The 18441-nt window shown below is 71.8% G+C and carries 10 protein-coding genes, 4 tRNA genes, 1 other RNA gene and 3 pseudogenes; 10 read left to right on the top strand and 8 right to left on the bottom strand.

Going from position 1 to position 18441, the window contains the following annotated elements; all coding sequences use genetic code 11:
• Positions 1–587 precede the first annotated feature (587 nt).
• Positions 588–2597, top strand: coding sequence for a hypothetical protein (locus tag N8I84_RS19990; protein WP_390898926.1), 2010 nt, complete (start codon positions 588–590; stop codon positions 2595–2597).
• 160 nt (positions 2598–2757) lie between these two features.
• Here N8I84_RS19990 and N8I84_RS19985 read toward each other — a convergent pair.
• Positions 2758–2842, bottom strand: a tRNA-Ser gene (locus N8I84_RS19985).
• A 72-nt stretch (positions 2843–2914) separates the two neighbouring features.
• On the opposite strand from N8I84_RS19985, the gene ffs reads away from it, so the two are divergent.
• The 6 genes and pseudogenes from ffs (at position 2915) to N8I84_RS19955 (ending at position 11870) form a co-directional block, all read left to right on the top strand.
• Positions 2915–3011: signal recognition particle sRNA small type (gene ffs / locus N8I84_RS19980), an RNA gene on the top strand.
• A gap of 98 nt (positions 3012–3109) precedes the next feature.
• A pseudogene (locus tag N8I84_RS19975) lies at positions 3110–5367 on the top strand (DNA polymerase III subunit gamma and tau).
• Positions 5368–5481: 114 nt separating this feature from the next.
• Positions 5482–6738, top strand: a complete 1257-nt coding sequence (gene purD, locus N8I84_RS19970) for a phosphoribosylamine--glycine ligase (RefSeq protein WP_263230788.1) — start codon at positions 5482–5484, stop codon at positions 6736–6738.
• A 414-nt stretch (positions 6739–7152) separates the two neighbouring features.
• A complete protein-coding gene (locus N8I84_RS19965; protein ID WP_263230787.1) occupies positions 7153–9015 on the top strand; it encodes a hypothetical protein in 1863 nt (620 codons plus the stop codon).
• A 369-nt stretch (positions 9016–9384) separates the two neighbouring features.
• On the top strand, positions 9385–10884 hold the full coding sequence (locus tag N8I84_RS19960) for a N,N-dimethylformamidase beta subunit family domain-containing protein (protein ID WP_263230786.1): 1500 nt from the start codon (positions 9385–9387) through the stop codon (positions 10882–10884).
• Positions 10885–10970: 86 nt separating this feature from the next.
• Positions 10971–11870 (top strand): phosphoribosylaminoimidazolesuccinocarboxamide synthase, encoded by a 900-nt coding sequence (locus N8I84_RS19955; RefSeq protein ID WP_263230785.1) that lies wholly within the window; start codon positions 10971–10973, stop codon positions 11868–11870.
• A gap of 121 nt (positions 11871–11991) precedes the next feature.
• Here N8I84_RS19955 and N8I84_RS19950 read toward each other — a convergent pair.
• The 7 genes and pseudogenes from N8I84_RS19950 to N8I84_RS19920 all read right to left on the bottom strand — a co-directional run bounded on the left by N8I84_RS19950 (position 11992) and on the right by N8I84_RS19920 (position 14788).
• Positions 11992–12067: transfer RNA gene (locus tag N8I84_RS19950), tRNA-Gly, on the bottom strand.
• 22 nt (positions 12068–12089) lie between these two features.
• Complete coding sequence (locus N8I84_RS19945) at positions 12090–12710, bottom strand: response regulator transcription factor (protein WP_263230784.1); 621 nt, start codon at positions 12708–12710, stop codon at positions 12090–12092.
• Positions 12707–13342 (bottom strand): annotated as a pseudogene (locus N8I84_RS19940) (sensor histidine kinase); the annotation flags it as partial. The gene N8I84_RS19945 and the pseudogene N8I84_RS19940, both read right to left, overlap by 4 nt.
• Positions 13323–13838 (bottom strand): annotated as a pseudogene (locus tag N8I84_RS19935) (ATP-binding cassette domain-containing protein); the annotation flags it as partial. The pseudogenes N8I84_RS19935 and N8I84_RS19940, both read right to left, overlap by 20 nt.
• Positions 13839–13968: 130 nt before the next feature.
• A tRNA-Gly gene (locus tag N8I84_RS19930) sits at positions 13969–14044 on the bottom strand.
• Between the two features lie 95 nt (positions 14045–14139).
• Positions 14140–14211: transfer RNA gene (locus tag N8I84_RS19925), tRNA-Gly, on the bottom strand.
• 259 nt (positions 14212–14470) lie between these two features.
• Positions 14471–14788, bottom strand: a complete 318-nt coding sequence (locus N8I84_RS19920) for a histone-like nucleoid-structuring protein Lsr2 (protein WP_103840337.1) — start codon at positions 14786–14788, stop codon at positions 14471–14473.
• 380 nt (positions 14789–15168) lie between these two features.
• Between N8I84_RS19920 and purS the strand changes: the two genes are divergently transcribed.
• Genes purS through purL form a run of 3 tightly spaced genes read left to right on the top strand, consistent with a single transcriptional unit; the run spans position 15169 to position 18364 of the window.
• The gene (gene purS, locus N8I84_RS19915) at positions 15169–15432 is read left to right on the top strand and encodes a phosphoribosylformylglycinamidine synthase subunit PurS (RefSeq protein WP_200421782.1); all 264 of its coding nucleotides are present in this window, start codon (positions 15169–15171) and stop codon (positions 15430–15432) included.
• Positions 15429–16109: a phosphoribosylformylglycinamidine synthase subunit PurQ gene (purQ, locus tag N8I84_RS19910; RefSeq protein WP_263230783.1), complete on the top strand. Its 681-nt coding sequence runs from the start codon at positions 15429–15431 to the stop codon at positions 16107–16109. Before purS ends, purQ begins: the two co-directional genes overlap by 4 nt.
• Positions 16106–18364: a phosphoribosylformylglycinamidine synthase subunit PurL gene (gene purL, locus N8I84_RS19905; RefSeq protein ID WP_263230782.1), complete on the top strand. Its 2259-nt coding sequence runs from the start codon at positions 16106–16108 to the stop codon at positions 18362–18364. The genes purQ and purL overlap by 4 nt, the downstream gene beginning before the upstream one ends.
• Positions 18365–18441: the final 77 nt, after the last annotated feature.

Raw genomic sequence — 18441 nt, 5'->3', positions numbered from 1 at the left:
CGGTGCGCTCGCGAGTACCCCGATCAGACCGTTTCAGGGCGCCCAACTCAGCCACTCCGACGAGCCGTCGCCCCCCCCTCGCACCACCCCGGCGACGCCGACGAACCGCGCCCGCCTCGCACCTCCTCGACGGCCGTGGCCGACCTGCGATCCGGCGCGTCCCCCGGCGGGTGCCGCACTCGTCGCACCGCCAGGTTCCGACCGTCTCCGGCTGAGAGCGGACTCCGCGCGCCTTCGGGAAGCCGATGAACGGCGACTATCCGGCTCTGATCAAGGATTTACCATCGCCTGATTGTTTCTGGACGAACCGCCCGGATAGCGTCCCGCCAGCGGCCTCCCTCACTCACCGGACCGCGGGCCAGTAGGCCGGAAGACTTCCGCGAGTGTTTCCGGTCCGTCAACTCGCCTGTGCGAGCGTGCGGGAACCGGCGAGGGCGGGGACATGGAAGCAGTGTTGCTGACGAACAGTCAGAGACCCAGAAACCCCCGGAGCACGGCCGTACCGACGCAGCTCTCCCGTCCGACGGTCACGGTCGGACCAGCCCAGACCAGTCCCTTTCATCGGCACGACACAGAAGGGCACTTCCTTGCGCTCAAGCGCCGAACACGCGACACCGGAGCAGCCGGGCAGCAGACGCAGACGCCGGGCGGGCTCCGTCGCGGCCGCCGTGCTGTCCGCCGCCGCGCTCCTGGCCGGCGGACCGCTCACGGCGACCGCGTCCGCGGCTTCGGCCACCGCGGCGGCCCACGTCAAGCACCTGTGCGCCCACGCCACCAAGCCGGGTCACATGGCGTGCCTCGCCGAGGCAAGGACCGACATCGTCCAGCACATGACGCTCAGCCCGAACGCCACACCGTCCGGCTACGGCCCCTCGGACCTGCAGAGCGCCTACAACCTGCCGTCCCCCACCGCGGGTTCGGGCCGGACCGTGGCGATCGTCGACGCCATGGACGACCCCACCGCAGAGTCGGACCTCGCCACCTACCGGTCCCAGTACGGCCTTCCCCCCTGCACCACCGCGAACGGCTGCTTCCGCAAGGTCGACCAGACCGGCGGCACCGCCTACCCGAGTGCGGACGCCGGATGGGCCGGGGAGATATCCCTCGACCTCGACATGGTCAGCGCCGTCTGCCCGCAGTGCCACATCCTGCTCGTCGAGGCGAACTCCCCCAGCGTCTCCGACCTCGGCACGGCCGAGAACGAGGCCGTCACCCTCGGCGCGAAGTACGTCTCCAACTCCTTCGGCGGCACCGAGGACCCGAGCCAGACCACGGCGGACGTCCAGTACTTCAACCACCCCGGCGTCGCCATCACGGTCAGCGCCGGTGATGAGGGCTACGGCGCCGAGTACCCGGCCAGTTCCCCGTACGTCACGGCGGTCGGCGGTACCTCGCTCGTCCGGGCGAGCACCTCCCGGGGCTGGAGCGAGTCGGTGTGGTCCACCGACAGCACCGACGGCACGGGGTCCGGATGCTCCGCGGTCGAGCCCAAGCCGTCCTGGCAGTCGGACACCGGCTGCTCCCGTCGCAGCATCGCGGACGTCTCGGCGGTCGCCGACCCGGCCACCGGCGTCGCCGTCTACGACACCTACGGGGCCTCCGGCTGGGACGTCTACGGCGGGACCAGCGCATCCTCGCCCATCGTCGCGGCCACCTACGCCCTCGCGGGCACCCCCACCGCGAACAGCTACCCCTCCTCGTACCTCTACGGCCACACGGCGGCGCTGAACGACGTCACCACGGGGTCCAACGGCACCTGCTCACCCACCTATCTGTGCACCGCGGGATCCGGCTACGACGGCCCGACGGGCCTCGGCACCCCCAACGGCACCGCCGCCTTCGCCGGGGGACCGAACTCCGTCAACGCGCTTCAGCCCGGACAGAAGCTGACCTCCGGCCAGCGGCTGAGCAGCGCGAACGTGACGCTGTCCATGGGTGGCGACGGCAACCTGGTCGCCTACCTCAAGACGGGCGCGGCGGGCAACGGCCCGGCGATCTGGTCCAGCCACACCTCGGGCCACTCGGGTGCGTACGCCTACATGCAGAGCGACGGCAACCTGGTCGTCTACACCGCCGGCGGCAGCGCCCTGTGGTCCACCCACACCTACGGCCACTCCGGCGCCTACCTCCTGCTTCAGGACGACGGCAACCTCGTGGTGTACGGCGCCGGCGGCGGCCCCGGCACCGGCGGGTCGCTCTGGGCGGACGGCACCTACCTGCGCTCGACGACGATCAAGTCGGGCCAGAAGCTCAACGGCGGCTGGTGGACCCAGACCCGGTACACCCGCCTGGTGGTGCAGTCGGACGGCAATGTCGTGATGTACCGCACGCGCGACGGCAAGGCCATCTGGTCCACCGGCACCTACGGTCACGCGGGCGCCTACATGTACATGCAGAGCGACGGCAACCTGGTCGTCTACACGAGCAGCGGGGGCCCCAGCACCGGCGGCGCCCTGTGGTCCACCCACACCTACGGCCACTCCGGTGCCTACGCCCTCATGCAGAGCGACGGCAACTTCGTCGTCTACAAGAGCGGCGGCGGCCCCGGCACGGGCGGCGCCCTGTGGGCCAGCAACACCTACAAGTCGGTCCCCTGACCTTCCCCACCACCGGCTGCCCCGCCCGACGAACGGGCGGGGCAGCGGCGTCCACCCTGCGGAACAAAAGGACGGGGAAGACCCCGACTGGCGCGGAACACGACGAAGGCCCCGACCGGCGAACCGGTCGGGGCCTTCGTCATGCCCTGGCGGGCGAGTGCGGAGGATACGAGATTCGAACTCGTGAGGGGTTGCCCCCAACACGCTTTCCAAGCGTGCGCCCTAGGCCTCTAGGCGAATCCTCCGCCGGAAACATTACATGACGCCGGGGAGTGCTAGCGAACTCGTTCGGGCCCCGGCGATCGGGTAGGCTGGGGCTCAGCCCCTCACGCGGCGCTATCTGACTGAACTCCCCCAGGGCCGGAAGGCAGCAAGGGTAGGTCGGCTCTGGCGGGTGCGTGGGGGGTCTTTCGCGTCCGGGGACTGGTGACTCGGGTCGGGCGCAGGGGGCTGTGTCCGGGCTGTGACTCGGGTCGGGCGCTTTGTCAGTGGGCGCCTATAACCTCGTAAGCGTGTCGTCTCTCGCGCTGTACCGCCGCTATCGCCCGGAGTCCTTCGCCGAGGTCATCGGGCAAGAGCATGTCACCGACCCGCTGCAGCAGGCGCTGCGGAACAACCGGGTCAATCACGCGTACCTGTTCAGCGGGCCGCGTGGATGCGGCAAGACGACCAGCGCGCGGATCCTGGCCCGCTGTCTGAACTGTGAGCAAGGTCCCACGCCGACACCGTGCGGCGAGTGCCAGTCCTGCCGCGACCTGGCGAGGAACGGACCGGGGTCGATCGACGTCATCGAGATCGACGCGGCCAGCCACGGTGGTGTGGACGACGCCCGCGACCTGCGGGAGAAGGCCTTCTTCGGGCCCGCGAGCAGCCGGTACAAGATCTACATCATCGACGAGGCCCACATGGTCACGTCGGCCGGTTTCAACGCGCTGCTCAAGGTCGTCGAGGAGCCGCCCGAGCACCTCAAGTTCATCTTCGCGACCACCGAGCCCGAGAAGGTCATCGGGACCATCCGGTCGCGCACGCACCACTACCCGTTCCGGCTCGTGCCGCCGGGGACCCTGCGGGACTACCTCGCCGAGGTGTGCGAGAAGGAGAAGATCCCCGTCGAGGACGGGGTTCTGCCGCTGGTCGTGCGGGCGGGCGCCGGGTCCGTGCGTGACTCCATGTCGGTCATGGACCAGCTGCTCGCGGGCGCGGGCCCCGACGGTGTGACGTACGCCATGGCCACGTCGCTGCTCGGGTACACGGACGGCTCGCTCCTCGACTCCGTCGTCGAGGCGTTCGCCACCGGGGACGGGGCCGCCGCCTTCGAGGTCGTCGACCGCGTGATCGAGGGGGGCAACGACCCCCGTCGGTTCGTCGCCGACCTGCTGGAGCGGCTGCGGGACCTCGTCATCCTCGCCGCCGTTCCCGACGCCGCCGAGAAGGGGCTGATCGACGCCCCGGCCGACGTGCTCGAGCGCATGCAGGCCCAGGCGGGCGTCTTCGGCCCGGCCGAGCTGAGCCGCGCCGCCGACATCGTCAACGAGGGGCTGACCGAGATGCGCGGGGCCACCTCGCCCCGCCTCCAGCTCGAGCTGATCTGCGCACGGGTGCTGCTGCCCGCCGCATACGGGGACGAGCGGTCCGTCATGGCCCGCCTGGACCGCCTGGAGCGCGGCGTCAACTTCTCCGGCGGCGGCGCGGCCCCTGCCATGGGGTATGTTCCCGGCCCCGAGGCGCACGGCGGGGCGAGCGCTGGGGCGACGTCCGTTCCCACCGTGCCGCCCGGTGGTGGTCCGGCCGCGGCCCGGGCGGCGGTGCGGGCCCAGGGCCCAGGCGCGGGCGCGGGTGCGGGCAGTGCGCCGGGGCCGGGTGCGTACGACGGTGCGGCGGCGCCTGCTCCGGCACCGCCTGCACCGATGGCACCGCCGGCACCGCCCGCCGAGACGCCGCCGGCGGCTCCCGCTCCCGCTCAGCCGGCGCCCCAGGCCGCTCCTGCTCCCGCCGGTCCCGGCTCCTGGCCCACCGCTGCCGCCGCGGGCAGCGGCCGACGGCCCGGCGGGTGGCCCACGGCGGCGCCCGCGGGCGGAGGGCAGCCCCGGCCGCGCCCACGCGACCGGCGGCGTCCGCAGCCGCGCCGGCACCGGCGGCCTCCGCTCCCGCACCGGCCGCCGCACCGGCGCCCGGCGGGCTCGACCCCCGCGCGCTGTGGCCGAACATCCTGGAGGCGGTGAAGAACCGCCGCCGCTTCACCTGGATCCTGCTCAGCCAGAACGCGCAGGTCGCGGGATTCGACGGGACGACGCTACAGGTCGGCTTCGTGAACGCCGGAGCCCGGGACAACTTCCTCAGCAGCGGCAGCGAGGACGTGCTGCGGCAGGCGCTGGGCGAGCAGTTCAACGTGCAGTGGAAGATCGAGGCGATCGTCGACCCCTCGGGCGGCTCGGCAACGCCGGCCGCCTCGGGCTCCGGCTTCGGCGGCGGTTACCCGCCCGGCGGGGGCGGTGGCTACGGCTCGGGCGCCCCGTCGGCGCCCCGTCCCGCACCGCAGCAGCCGGCCCCGGCGGCGCGCCCGGCGGCGTCCGCGACCCCGGCCCCGGCTGCGGCGGCGCCCGCCCCCGCACCGACCGCGCCCCCCGCACCGGAGCGCCACGTGGTCGCCCCCGAGGACGACATGCCGGAGGACGACGACCCCGACCTCGACGAGTCGGCCCTCTCCGGCCACGAACTGATCGTCAGAGAGCTCGGGGCCACGGTGGTCGAGGAGTTCTCGAACGAGTAGGAGGTGCGGGAGCACGAAGAGCGGGGGCTCTTGGGAGGAACCCACAAAACCCCGTCCGATCCCTCTTCGGCAGCCCCCACAAGGTCACTCGCCCGCGCCCGTTAGGCTGACCCCGTGAAGGTCCTCGTCATCGGTAGCGGCGCCCGCGAACACGCCCTGTGCCGTTCCCTCTCCCTCGACCCCGACGTCACCGAGCTGCACTGCGCCCCCGGCAACGCGGGTATCGCCGAGGTGGCCCGGTTGCACCAGGTCGACGCCCTCGACGGACAGGCCGTGGCCGCCCTGGCCGGCGAGCTCGGCGCCGGGCTGGTCGTCGTCGGCCCGGAGGCGCCGCTCGTCGCAGGGGTCGCCGACGCCGTGCGCGAGGCCGGGATCCCCGTCTTCGGCCCCTCCGGGGAAGCCGCCCAGCTCGAGGGCTCCAAGGCCTTCGCCAAGGACGTGATGGCGGCCGCGGGTGTCCCCACCGCACGGTCGTACGTCTGCACGAACGCCGAGGAGGTCGAGGAGGCGCTCGACGCCTTCGGCGCCCCGTACGTCGTGAAGGACGACGGTCTCGCCGCCGGCAAGGGCGTCGTCGTCACCGCCGACCTCGAGGCCGCCAAGGACCATGCGGCCGCCTGCGACCGTGTCGTCATCGAGGAGTTCCTCGATGGTCCCGAGGTGTCCCTGTTCGCGATCACCGACGGCGAGACGGTCGTCCCGCTCCAGCCCGCCCAGGACTTCAAGCGCGCCCTGGACGGCGACGAGGGGCCGAACACCGGCGGTATGGGCGCGTACTCGCCGCTGCCGTGGGCCGACCCGAAGCTGGTCGAGGAGGTGCTGCAGACGGTTCTGCAGCCGACCGTCGACGAGATGCGCCGCCGCGGCACGCCGTTCTCCGGGCTGCTGTACGCGGGGCTCGCGATCACCTCGCGCGGCGTACGGGTCATCGAGTTCAACGCCCGCTTCGGCGACCCCGAGACCCAGGTCGTCCTCGCCCGGCTGAAGACCCCGCTCGCCGGTGTGCTGCTGGCCGCCGCGAACGGCACCCTCGCCGACCTCCCGCCGCTGCGCTGGAGCGACGACGCGGCCGTCACCGTGGTCGTCGCCTCCCACAACTACCCGGGCACCCCGCGCACCGGCGACCCGATCACCGGGCTCGACGAGGTGGCGGCCCAGGACGCCCCGCACGCCTACGTGCTGCACGCCGGCACCCGGCGCGAGGGCGACGCGGTGGTGAGCGCGGGCGGCCGCGTGCTGTCCGTCACCGCGACCGGCGCGGACCTCACCGAGGCGCGCCGCCGGGCGTACGCGGCGGTGGGGCGCATCGGACTCGAGGGCTCCCAGCACCGCACGGACATCGCGGCGAAGGCCGCGGGCGCCGGCATCTGACACGCCGGCGTCCGGCCTCGGCGCGTCCGCGCCGTGGTCACGCCGGCGATGAACCCCGTGGGCCCCGGATCCGTCTCAGGATGCGGGGCCCGTGTCATGCGGTGGTGTCGCGCGGAGGCTCGGCGCCGACCGGGCGGAATCCTGGCCTGGCCGTCGCCCTGCGTCAGCCACCTTTCCCCAAAGCCATTCCATCGAGTGAGCGGTGTCCCGTCCGGCTGACGACGGCCGGAGCCCCAACTAGGGTGCGGCGCAAGCGTTCCGGCACTTGGCCCACCGGCATTGCGATGTCAGTGGCGGGTGCCACAGTGGGGGAGTGAGCAACGCACGGGCATCCGGCGGCGACTTCCGTGACGCAGACCGTCACGGCACGGGTCGTGCCGGGCAGAGGCGGGTCGGAGGGGGTGACGTCAGGTCGTGACCGGTATGGGTGTGGAGGCGGGCGCGCAGGCCGCGCGCGCACGGGCCCTGGCCGTGCTGCGGATCCGCAGCCGGGCGCTGGCCGTCGCCCTGCTGCCCGCGGCCGTCGCCGTCGTGCTCCTCGTCGGTGGTGCCACGGGTCACCTCGTCGGAGCGCGCTGGGGGATCGCCCGCTGGATCGTGACCTGCATCGCCGTGGTGGTCCTGCTCTGCGCCGGCGGTATCGCCCTCGTGATCGCCCGCGCCCGCCCGGCCATGAGCCCGACGGTCCCGGTGGCGGAGGACACGGCACCCGATCTCTACCGGATGGTCAGGGACCTGGCCGACCGCCTCGACGTGCCCGCGCCGTCCGCCATAGCGCTCACTCCGGACTGCGACAGCTGGCTGGAGGACCGCACCCACCCCGCCCACGGACCGCCGGGTCCGCCGCCCGGGGAGGAGATATCCGGCGCCCGCGGCATACGCGGCCTGACGGCCCCCCGGCAGCACCGCGCCGCGACCGCGCCCGTGCTCGTCATCGGCTCGCCGTTCCTGTGGTGGATGCGGGTGGGCGAGCTGCGCGCGGTCCTCGCCCCGGTCGTCGCCGGTACGGGACCGTCGGCGCACCCGGACATAGCGGCGGCACGCCGCTTCGTCCGCGGGCTGGACGCCGCGGTGGCGGTGACGTCGGCACCGGCGCACCGGCCCGTGATCCGTACGGTGCTGGCGGGCGCCGGCTGGGTGGCGCGACTGCTGTTGCGCAGCTGCCGCGGGCATGCGGAGGAGATGGAGCGGGGGGTGGCTGCGGCCGCGGCCGAGCGTGCACAGGCTGTGGACTACGGGGTGCGGATCGTCGCGCAGGAGCAGGTGGGGCTGGCGTACGCGGGCTGGGACCGGCTGCTGACCCGGGTGGCGCTGCCGGCCTGGCGGATGGGCCGCTGGCCCTCGCGCCTGGACGCGGGCGTGGTCGCCGCGCTCACGGAGCTGTCGCGCCGGGACCGGCTGGCCGAGGGCTTCACCTCGCGGCTGGGTGAGCGGCCGGCCTGTGACCTGCTCGAGGAGCCCGGCCTGGTGGACGAGGCCGCGTCGCTGCTCGCGGCCCGCCTCTTCCACGGAGGACCGGCCGAGTCCGGCCCCGACTGGGCGCCGGTGGACTGGCAGGAGTACCCGGACGAGGTCGTCGACCGCAAGTGGCGTACGGACGCCGCCCGCCTGCACCGAGTCCTGGACGCCCTGGGCGTCCATCACGCCCACCGCGACACGGCCCCCGACGCGGGCGGACCGACGCTGGAGCGGGTCCTGGAGTACCTGACGGTCCGCCCGGCCGTCGGCGCGAGCGGCACGCCGACGGGAGAGGGCGGGAGCGCGAGCGGCACGACCACGGATGAGAGCGGGTCCGACGGCATACGTCTCCCGGGCGAGGACGGCGCAGGCGACGAAACCGCCGACGTTCCCGACGACGACGCGGTCGCCGGCGTGCGGACCGCCGCGCTCGTCGCCGGGCTCAGCGCCGAGATGGCGCGGGAGGAGGCGGCCGGGGCGGTACCCGGCGGCGCCGGGGGACAGGGACCGGGGCCGGACCGCGCGGTGTGGGACGCCGCCGTGACGCTGCCGCTGTTCCCGCTGCAGCCGCCCCGCACCGGCCGCGAACTGCTCGTCGACCACGTCGCCGCGGTGGTGTGCTGCGCCGCGATGGACACGGCGGGAGCGGCACCGGGCCTCGACTGGCTGGACGGCCCCTCCCTCCTGGTGAGGGGCGAACGCGCGTCCGACCTCTCCCCCCGGGTCCGCACGCTCGTCGAGGAGGGCGACCCCACCCCGCTGCGCACCTGGCTCCGCAACCTCGGCGTACGCCCCGAGAAACCGGTCCGCCTGGTCTGACGACCACTCTGCTTCCGAGGACAGGAACCGCCCGGTCTGACGACCGTCCGCCTTATCCGACGACCGTTCCCCTTGGTCCCACGACCACTCCGGCTGGTCCGAGGACGGGATCCGCCCGGTCTGACGACCGCTCCCCCGGTCCGACGACCGCTCGGCGTGGGCCGGAAACAGCACCGACTCCGCGCCGACCTGGGGAAACTGCACCCGCCCCGTTCCGCAAGCCCGACCCCTGGCCGCAGAATCCCATTCCGTTCACGTCAATTCGCGACGAACGGTGACGGAGTGGGTGCGTTATGTGATGTGCTGGGTACCGATCGCGCACTCGGTAAGGGCTTACAACGGCTCGGGGGGACGAGGGAGGGGACACGCATGGGGTCGGAACACATCCGCCGGTGGGAGTCGGGTGCTCTCGCGCACGCCGTGACGGATCCTTTCGGCCAGGGTCCCGTTCCCTGGCTGAGGGGCAGTGAGACGTACTTCGACGACACGGGCCAAGTGGTCCCCTGGTACGTGGATCCGGCCCCGGCCCACGTCCCCGCCCAGGGCCAGAAAGGGGCTCGGATCCCGGCCCCCCGCACCAGCGGCCCCCGCTCCGCGGACGACGTCCACCGCCAGATCAAGGGCTTCACCTCGACCGGCGCCGTCGCCCCGGGCGAGGCCCTGGACTTCCACATCACCGTCGACCCGCCCCAGGAGTTCGCCGTCGACGTGTACCGGATCGGGCACTACAACGGCGACGGAGCGGCCAAGATCACCACGAGCCCCCGTCTCTCGGGCATCGTCCAGCCGGCGCCGCTCACCGCGGACCGCACGGTCTCCTGCCATCACTGGTGGCTGTCCTGGCGGCTGCAGATCCCGTCGTACTGGAGTGTCGGCGCCTATGTCGCAGTGCTGACCACCGCAGACGGCTACCGCTCCCACGTCCCGTTCACCGTCCGCGACGCCCGCCCGGCCGATCTGCTCCTGCTGCTCCCGGACATCACCTGGCAGGCGTACAACCTCTACCCGGAGGACGGCCGCACCGGCGCCAGCCTCTACCACGCCTGGGACGACGGCGGCCGGCTGCTCGGCGAGGCCGACGCCGCCACCACGGTCTCCTTCGACCGCCCGTACGCGGGCGCGGGCCTGCCCCTGCACGTCGGTCACGCGTACGACTTCATCCGCTGGGCCGAGCGGTACAGCTACGACCTCGCCTACGCCGACGCCCGGGATCTGCACGCCGGCCGCGTCGACCCCACCCGCTACCGCGGTCTCGTCTTCCCCGGCCACGACGAGTACTGGTCGGCACAGATGCGCCGCACCGTGGAGCTCGCCCGCGAGCACGGCACCTCGCTGGTCTTCCTCTCCGCCAACACCATGTACTGGCAGGTGGAACTCGGGCCGTCCCCGTCCGGCGTCCCCGACCGCCTGCTCACCTGCCGCAAGCGGCGCGGCCCCGGAAAGCCGGTTCTGTGGCGGGAAATCGACCGTGCGGAGCAGGAGCTCATCGGCATCCAGTACGCGGGCCGGGTGCCCGAGCCCCACCCTCTCGTGGTCCGCAACGCCGACCACTGGCTGTGGGAGGGGACCGGCGCCGAAGAGGGCGACAAGCTGGACGGGATGGTCGCCGGGGAGGCGGACCGTTACTTCCCGCGTGCCCCGCTGCCCGACCACGAGGGCCGCATCCTGCTCGCCCACTCCCCGTACCGGGACGGCGAGGGCGTTCCGCGCCACCAGGAGACCTCCCTCTACCGGGCTCCTTCCGGCGCCCTGGTCTTCGCGTCCGGAACGTTCGCGTGGTCCCCCGCGCTGGACCGGCCCGGCCACGTCGATCCTCGCGTCCAGCAGGCGACAGCAAACCTCCTGGACCGCATCTGCAAACGGGATTGAACGCACCGCTACCCGGCCCCGCGGACCGGCCCGCTCCCGGCATGGGGGAGAATCGAGCCATTGGGAGAGAACCACGGGGAGGGACCGTGTCCGGATTCGTCGAAAAGCCCGAACCCGTTGAGGTGCCGGGACTGGTGCATCTGCACACCGGGAAGGTGCGCGATCTGTACCAGAACGAGGCGGGCGACCTCGTGATGGTCGCCAGCGACCGTACGTCCGCATTCGACTGGGTGCTGCCGACCGAGATCCCGGACAAGGGCCGGATCCTCACCCAGCTGTCGCTCTGGTGGTTCGACCTGCTCCGGGACCTGGTCCCGAGCCACGTCCTGAGCACCGAGCTCCCGCCGGGCGCCCCCGCGGACTGGGCCGGCCGCACCCTGGTCTGCAAGTCCCTGAAGATGGTCCCGGTGGAGTGCGTGGCCCGCGGCTACCTCACCGGCTCGGGCCTCGCCGAGTACCAGGAGTCCCGCACCGTCTGCGGCCTCGCCCTGCCCGAGGGCCTGGTCGACGGCTCGGAACTGCCCGCCCCGATCTTCACCCCGGCGACCAAGGCCGCGGTCGGCGAGCACGACGAGAACGTCTCCTACGAGGAGGTCGCCCGCCAGGTCGGCGCCGAGACCGCGGCCCAGCTGCGGCAGGCCACCCTCGCCGTCTACGGACGCGCCCGCGACATCGCCCGCGACCGCGGGATCATCCTCGCGGACACCAAGTTCGAGTTCGGCTACGACGGAGACACCCTCGTCCTCGCCGACGAGGTCCTCACCCCGGACTCCTCCCGCTTCTGGCCGGCCGACCAGTGGCAGCCGGGGCGCGCCCAGCCGTCGTTCGACAAGCAGTTCGTACGGGACTGGCTCACCTCCCCGGCCTCCGGCTGGGACCGCACGAGCGAGCAGCCCCCGCCGCCGCTGCCACAGGAGATCGTGGAGGCGACCCGCGCGAAGTACGCGGAGGCGTACGAACGCCTGACGGGCGTCCGCTGGTCCTGACCGACCCGGCCGACCGCATCCAGGGCCCGGCACTCGGCCGGGCCCTGACGGGGGCCACGAGCATCCGGACGCTCCCCGAGACATACGAAGAAGCCCCCGGCCTGGGCCGGGGGCTTCTTTCTGGAGCGGACGACGAGGCTCGAACTCGCGACCTCAACCTTGGCAAGGTTGCGCTCTACCAACTGAGCTACGTCCGCACTGCGCGCTGCGCGAAGCCAACTATACCCAACCTCGCTCCCGTGCGAGACGCACTGCGGCATGACGGTTCTCGGCGCCGAGTTTGGAGACGGCCGACGACAGGTAGTTCCGCACGGTGCCCTCCGCGAGCGCGGCCCGCTCGGCGATCTCCGAGACGGGCGCCCCGTCGGCCGCATGCTCCAGCACCTCGGCCTCCCGGGCGGTCAGTGGGGAGTCCCCGGCGGCGATGGCGTCGGCTGCCAACTCGGGGTCCACGTACCGGTTTCCGGCATGCACGGTACGGATGATCTCGGCGAGCCGCTGCGCGCTGACGGTTTTCGGCATGAAGCCGCGCACCCCCGCCTCGAGCGCGCGCTTCAGATGTCCGGGCCGCCCGTGACTGGTCACGATCAACACCTGGCAGTCGGGCAGCTCGGCCTTCAGGGATGTGGCCACCTTCACACCGTCCGCACCCGGCATCTGTAGATCCACTACGGCCACGTCCGGTCGGTGCGCCCGTGCCATGGCGAGGGCCTCGGGCCCCGTCGCGGCCTCGGCGACCACCAGCAGGTCCTCCTCCAGCGCCAGCAGCGCGGCCAGGGCTCCCCGGATCAGGTGCTCGTCATCGGCCAGCAGCAGGCGCACGTGCGGTACGGACGTCATGAGGCGACCTCGCTCACACGGCCGACGACGGCGGCCGACGGCGCGGAGGGCGGCAGCGGAACCTCCGCGGTCAGCAGGAACACCCCTGGCCCCGCAGGCCCGGCCCGCAGAGTGCCCCCGATCTCCGACAGCCGCTCGCGCAGTCCCACGAGTCCCGATCCCCTTCCCGGCTCACCGTCCGGTGCCCCGTCGTTCTCGACGCGGAGCGCGATCCGTTCGTCCGTCGCTCGCAGGGACACGGCACAGTGCCGGGCATCCCCGTGGCGCAGGACGTTCGTCGTCGCCTCCCGTACGACCCACGCCAGCGCGGACTGCACCGGCGCGGGCAGCCCGGCGGTCGGCCCGCCCACCGTGCAGTCGATCCCGGCGGCGGTCAACACGCCCCGGGCTCCCGCCAGTTCGGCGGCCAGGTCAGCCTCACGGTAGCCGCGTACGACCTCGCGGACCTCGCGCTGCGACTCCTGCGCGATCCGCTGCACCTCGATCATCTGCTCCAGGGCCTCGGGCCGGCCGCGCCGCGCCAGCTGCACGGCGAGCTCGCTCTTGAGCGCGATCACGGCCAGGTTCCGGCCCATCACGTCGTGCAGATCGCGGCCGAAGCGGAGCCGTTCCTCGGCCACGGCGAGCCAGGCCGGTCGTCGGTTCGTCGAGGAAGAGGACCTCGGGGCGGCCGAGGAGCGCGAGCGCCAGGTCCAGGCGCCGCTTCTCGCCTCCCGACAGCTGTTTGACGCGTACGCCGGAGCGCCGGGTCAGCCCGACCAGCTCCAGCGCTTCGCCCACGGGCCGGGCGCCGCTGGTGCAGCCGGCCCACATCCGTGCGGCCTCCGCGACCGTCAGTTCGGAGGGGAAGCCACCCTCCTGGAGCATCACGCCGATCCGGGGCCGGACGACGGCCCGCTCCGCGTGCGGGTCGTGGCCGAGGACCCGTACGCGTCCGCCGGCCGGAGGGGCGAGGCCCTCGAGCAGCTCGACGGTGGACGTCTTGCCGGCGCCGTTGGTGCCGAGGAGCGCGAAGACCTCGGCGCGGCCCACCGAGAAGGTGATGCCGCGTACGGCTTCGAAGCCGCCCCCGTACACGCGCCGCAGATCAGTGACCTCAATCACGTGCTCGCGTTGGTTGGTGTTCACGACATTGAGCGTCGTCGTCGCCGGGGAGGGGCGGCAGTGCGCTCTGTCATCAGTCCGCGTGACAAATGTCAGAAGGCTCGGAAAGTTATATGAGGAAGGCCCCGGTCGACTGACCGGGGCCTTCCTCATATGGAGCGGACGACGAGGCTCGAACTCGCGACCTCAACCTTGGCAAGGTTGCGCTCTACCAACTGAGCTACGTCCGCATTGCCCTCGACCGCCAGCTGCGAAGGACACAGCCGCCGATCGGTGCGAGCACCAGCGTACCTGATCCACAAGGGTGGTCCGACCGGTCTCGTAGAGCGGGTGACAGGGATTGCACACTGCGCCTCCCCCTTGGAAAGGGGGTGTTCTGCTACTGAACTACACCCGCGTGACGCTCGGGCCTCGGCCTTTCCGGCCTCGCCCCTCGGCGTGCTCAGACTGTAGCTGATCACCAGGGGTGCAACGCAAGTCGGTTGCGTACGGGCCCGGATGGGGCTCTGACGGGGCGAGGGGCAGCGCCCCGGAACCTCACGACGAACGGCGCGAGGAACGCCCCTCGGGGCCCGGGGCGGAGCCCCGCGACGGGACTCACGCCACCGAGCCCCGCTCAGCCGACGGCACGCGAAACCCCTGCCGAGCCCGCGCGGCTACTGCGCCTCGGCGAAGGCCTCGTACACCTTCTTGGGGATCCGTCCCCGCGGCGGCACGTCCAGCTTGTTGGAGCGGGCCCACGCCCGGACCGCGGCCGGGTCCGGGGTCAGGGCCGTGTGCGTGTACGCCCGGCCCGACTTGGCCTTCTTCCGCCCGGCCTCCACGTACGGCTCCAGCGCCTTACGCAGTTTCTTGGCATTGGCTTGATTGAGGTCGATCTCGTACGACTTGCCGTCCAGTCCGAAGACGATCGTTTCCGCCGCTTCTGAGCCGTCGATGTCGTCAAAGAGAGTGACCACGACACGCTGCGCCACGAATATCGGTCCCTTCGTGCGGCACCTCCGCCATCACAGGCAGGCCATGACGTGCGCAACGATGACGTGCGCGGTCGTCCGGCGGATGTCGGGGAGGTGTCGACTGTCCGGCAGTAATTGGGCAAAGTATCGGCTATTGCCTTTTCCTTTGTACAGTGCCCGGCATTGCATTGTGAAGAGAGACTGAATACTTCCGCGTGTCCGCATGCAATGCCCCGGCATCCTTCTCTCGCGGTTTTTCCGAGGATTTTCCGTGCGGGCCACCGCGTCGATGCCCGATCGTGATGGCGGTCACGTAGGATGCTACGAATCTACGCGAGTAGAAATTGTGTGCGGGTAGTCTGAAGGAACCTGCTCAGCACCACACACCGGGAGTGCCAGTGGCACGCGTCGTAGTCGACGTCATGCTCAAGCCGGAGATCCTCGACCCCCAGGGCCAGGCGGTGCAGCGCGCACTGCCGCGCCTCGGTTTCGACGGCATCTCCGACGTACGTCAGGGAAAGCGATTCGAACTCGAGGTGGACGGGCCGGTCGACGACGCCGCGCTCGCCCGCATCCATGATCTCGCCGAATCCTTCCTCGCCAACACCGTGATCGAGGACTTCACCGTCAAGGTGGAGGAAGTGGCGGAGGCCTCGAAGTGACCACCCGTATCGGCGTCGTCACTTTCCCGGGGAGCCTCGACGACCGGGACACCCAGCGCGCGATCCGCATCGCCGGGGCGGAGCCCGTCGCCCTCTGGCACAAGGACAAGGACCTCAAGCAGGTCGACGCCGTGGTCCTGTGCGGCGGTTTCTCCTACGGCGACTATCTGCGGGCCGGCGCCATCGCCCGCTTCTCGCCGGTGATGGAGCCCCTCATCGAGCAGGCGAAGGCGGGCCTTCCGGTCCTCGGGATCTGCAACGGCTTCCAGATCCTCACCGAGGCCCACCTCCTCCCGGGGGCCATGCTCGGCAACGACCACCTCCACTTCATCTGCCGCGACCAGAAGCTGCGGGTGGAGAACGCGGACACTTCGTGGACCAGCGACTACGACGCCGGCCAGGAGATCCACATCCCGCTGAAGAACATGGACGGCCGGTACGTCGCCGACGAGTACACCCTCGACGAGCTCGAGGCCGAGGGCCGGGTCGCCTTCCGCTACGTGGACTTCAACCCCAACGGCTCGCTGCGGGACATCGCGGGCATCACCAACGAGGCCGGCAACGTCGTGGGCCTCATGCCGCACCCCGAGCACGCCGTCGAACCGCTGATCGGTACCGGTCGTACCGACGGCCTCCCGTTCTTCACCTCGATCCTCAAGAAGCTGGTCACCGCATGAGCAGGACGCCTCTGGACACGGTCGAGCACGCGACCGCGACCCCCGACGTCGAGCTGCCCTGGGCCGAACTCGGCCTGAAGAAGGACGAGTACGAGCGGATCGTCGAGATCCTGGGCCGTCGCCCGACCGGCGCCGAGCTCGCCATGTACTCGGTCATGTGGTCCGAGCACTGCTCCTACAAGAGCAGCAAGGTCCACCTGCGCCAGTTCGGCGAGAAGGCCCCCGAGTCCGACGCCCTGCTCGTCGGCATCGGCGAGAACGCCGGTGTCGTGGACGTCGGCCAGGGCTACGCCGTCACCTTCAAGGTGGAGTCGCACAACCACCCCTCCTACGTCGAGCCCTACCAGGGCGCGGCCACGGGCGTCGGCGGCATCGTGCGCGACATCATCGCGATGGGCGCACGCCCGGTGGCGGTCGTCGACCCCCTGCGCTTCGGCGCGGCCGACCACCCCGACACCAAGCGGGTCCTCCCCGGTGTCGTCGCAGGCATCGGCGGCTACGGCAACTGCCTGGGCCTGCCCAACATCGGCGGCGAGGTCGTCTTCGACGCCTGCTACCAGGGCAACCCGCTGGTCAACGCCGGTGCCATCGGTGTGATGCGGCACGAGGACATCCACCTCGCGAAGGCGTCCGGCGCGGGCAACAAGGTCATCCTGTACGGCGCCCGCACGGGCGGCGACGGCATCGGCGGCGCCTCCATCCTCGCCTCCGAGACCTTCGACGACGCCAAGCCCTCCAAGCGCCCCGCCGTCCAGGTGGGCGACCCCTTCCAGGAGAAGCTCCTCATCGAGTGCACCCTGGAGGCGTTCCGGGAGAAGCTGGTCGTCGGCATCCAGGACCTGGGCGCGGCGGGCCTGTCCTGCGCGACCTCGGAGCTGGCCTCGAACGGCTCCGGCGGCATGCGCGTCACCCTCGACGACGTCCCTCTGCGCGACTCGACGCTCTCCCCCGAGGAGATCCTGATGAGCGAGTCGCAGGAAAGGATGTGTGCGGTCGTCGAGCCGGAGAAGGTCGACCGCTTCCTGGAGATCTGCGCCAAGTGGGACGTCATCGCCACCGTCATCGGTGAGGTGACCGACGGGGACCGCCTGGAGATCTACTGGCACGGCGGCAAGATCGTCGACGTCGACCCGCGCACGGTCGCGCACGAGGGCCCGGTCTACGAGCGCCCGTACGCCCGCCCGTCCTGGCAGGACGAGCTGCAGGCCGACGACGCGAACAAGCTCCCGCGGCCGGCGACGTCCGAGGAGCTGAAGGACCAGGTCCTGAAGCTGGTGGGCTCGCCCAACCAGGCCTCCAAGAAGTGGATCACGCAGCAGTACGACCACTTCGTGCAGGGCAACACGGTCCTCGCCCAGCCCGAGGACTCCGGCATGATCCGCATCGACGAGGAGTCCGGTCTCGGCGTGGCCATCGCCACGGACGGCAACGGGCGCTACGCCAAGCTCGACCCGTACGCGGGCGCGCAGCTGGCCCTCGCGGAGGCGTACCGCAACGTGGCGACCACGGGCGCCAAGCCGCTGGCGGTCTCCGACTGCCTGAACTTCGGCTCGCCCGAGGACCCGGCGGTGATGTGGCAGTTCGCGGAGGCCGTGCGCGGTCTGGCGGACGGCTGTCAGCAGCTGGGCACCCCGGTGACCGGCGGCAACGTCTCCCTCTACAACCAGACGGGCGAGGCGGCCATCCACCCGACCCCGGTGGTCGCCGTGCTGGGCGTCATCGACGACGTCGCCCGGCGCACCCCCGTCGCCTTCCAGGAGGAGGGCCAGCTGCTGTACCTCCTCGGCGACACCCGTGAGGAGTTCGGCGGTTCGGCCTGGTCGCAGGTGATCCACGACCACCTCGGCGGTCTGCCCCCGCAGGTCGACCTGGAGCGCGAACGCCTGCTCGGCGAGATCCTGATCTCCGCCTCCCGCGACGGCATGATCGACTCCGCGCACGACCTGTCCGACGGCGGTCTGATCCAGGCCGTGGTCGAGTCGGCCCTGCTCGGCGGCAAGGGCGCGCGGCTGATCGTGCCGGACGGCCTGGACGCGTTCACGTTCCTCTTCTCCGAGTCGGCGGGGCGCGCGATCGTCGCCGTGCCGCGCTCGGAGGAGGTCCGCTTCAACGACATGTGCGGCGCGCGCGGCCTGCCGGCCACCCGTATCGGTGTCGTGGACGGGGAAACCGTCGAGGTCCAGGGCGAGTTCGAGCTGACCCTGGCCGAACTGCGCGAGGCCCACGAGGGCACGATCCCGACGCTGCTGGCGTAAGCGGCCCGTCGGACGGTCGTACGACGGCGAAGGCCCCACCCGGTCGACGGGCGGGGCCTTCGCCGTCCGGCGTTTCC

It is taken from the genome of Streptomyces cynarae (assembly GCF_025642135.1).
GTDB classification, from domain to species: domain Bacteria; phylum Actinomycetota; class Actinomycetes; order Streptomycetales; family Streptomycetaceae; genus Streptomyces; species Streptomyces cynarae.
Note: the sequence above shows the minus strand (reverse complement) of the source record. Positions and strands in the feature narration are given on the sequence as shown.

What these genes read in the sequence shown, in the direction of transcription:
- N8I84_RS19960 (WP_263230786.1), top strand. Translation starts at nt 9,385, where the DNA reads ATGGGGTCGGAACACATCCGCCGGTGGGAGTCGGGTGCTCTCGCGCAC.
- N8I84_RS19945 (WP_263230784.1), bottom strand. Translation starts at nt 12,710, where the DNA reads ATGACGTCCGTACCGCACGTGCGCCTGCTGCTGGCCGATGACGAGCAC.
- purL (WP_263230782.1), top strand. Translation starts at nt 16,106, where the DNA reads ATGAGCAGGACGCCTCTGGACACGGTCGAGCACGCGACCGCGACCCCC.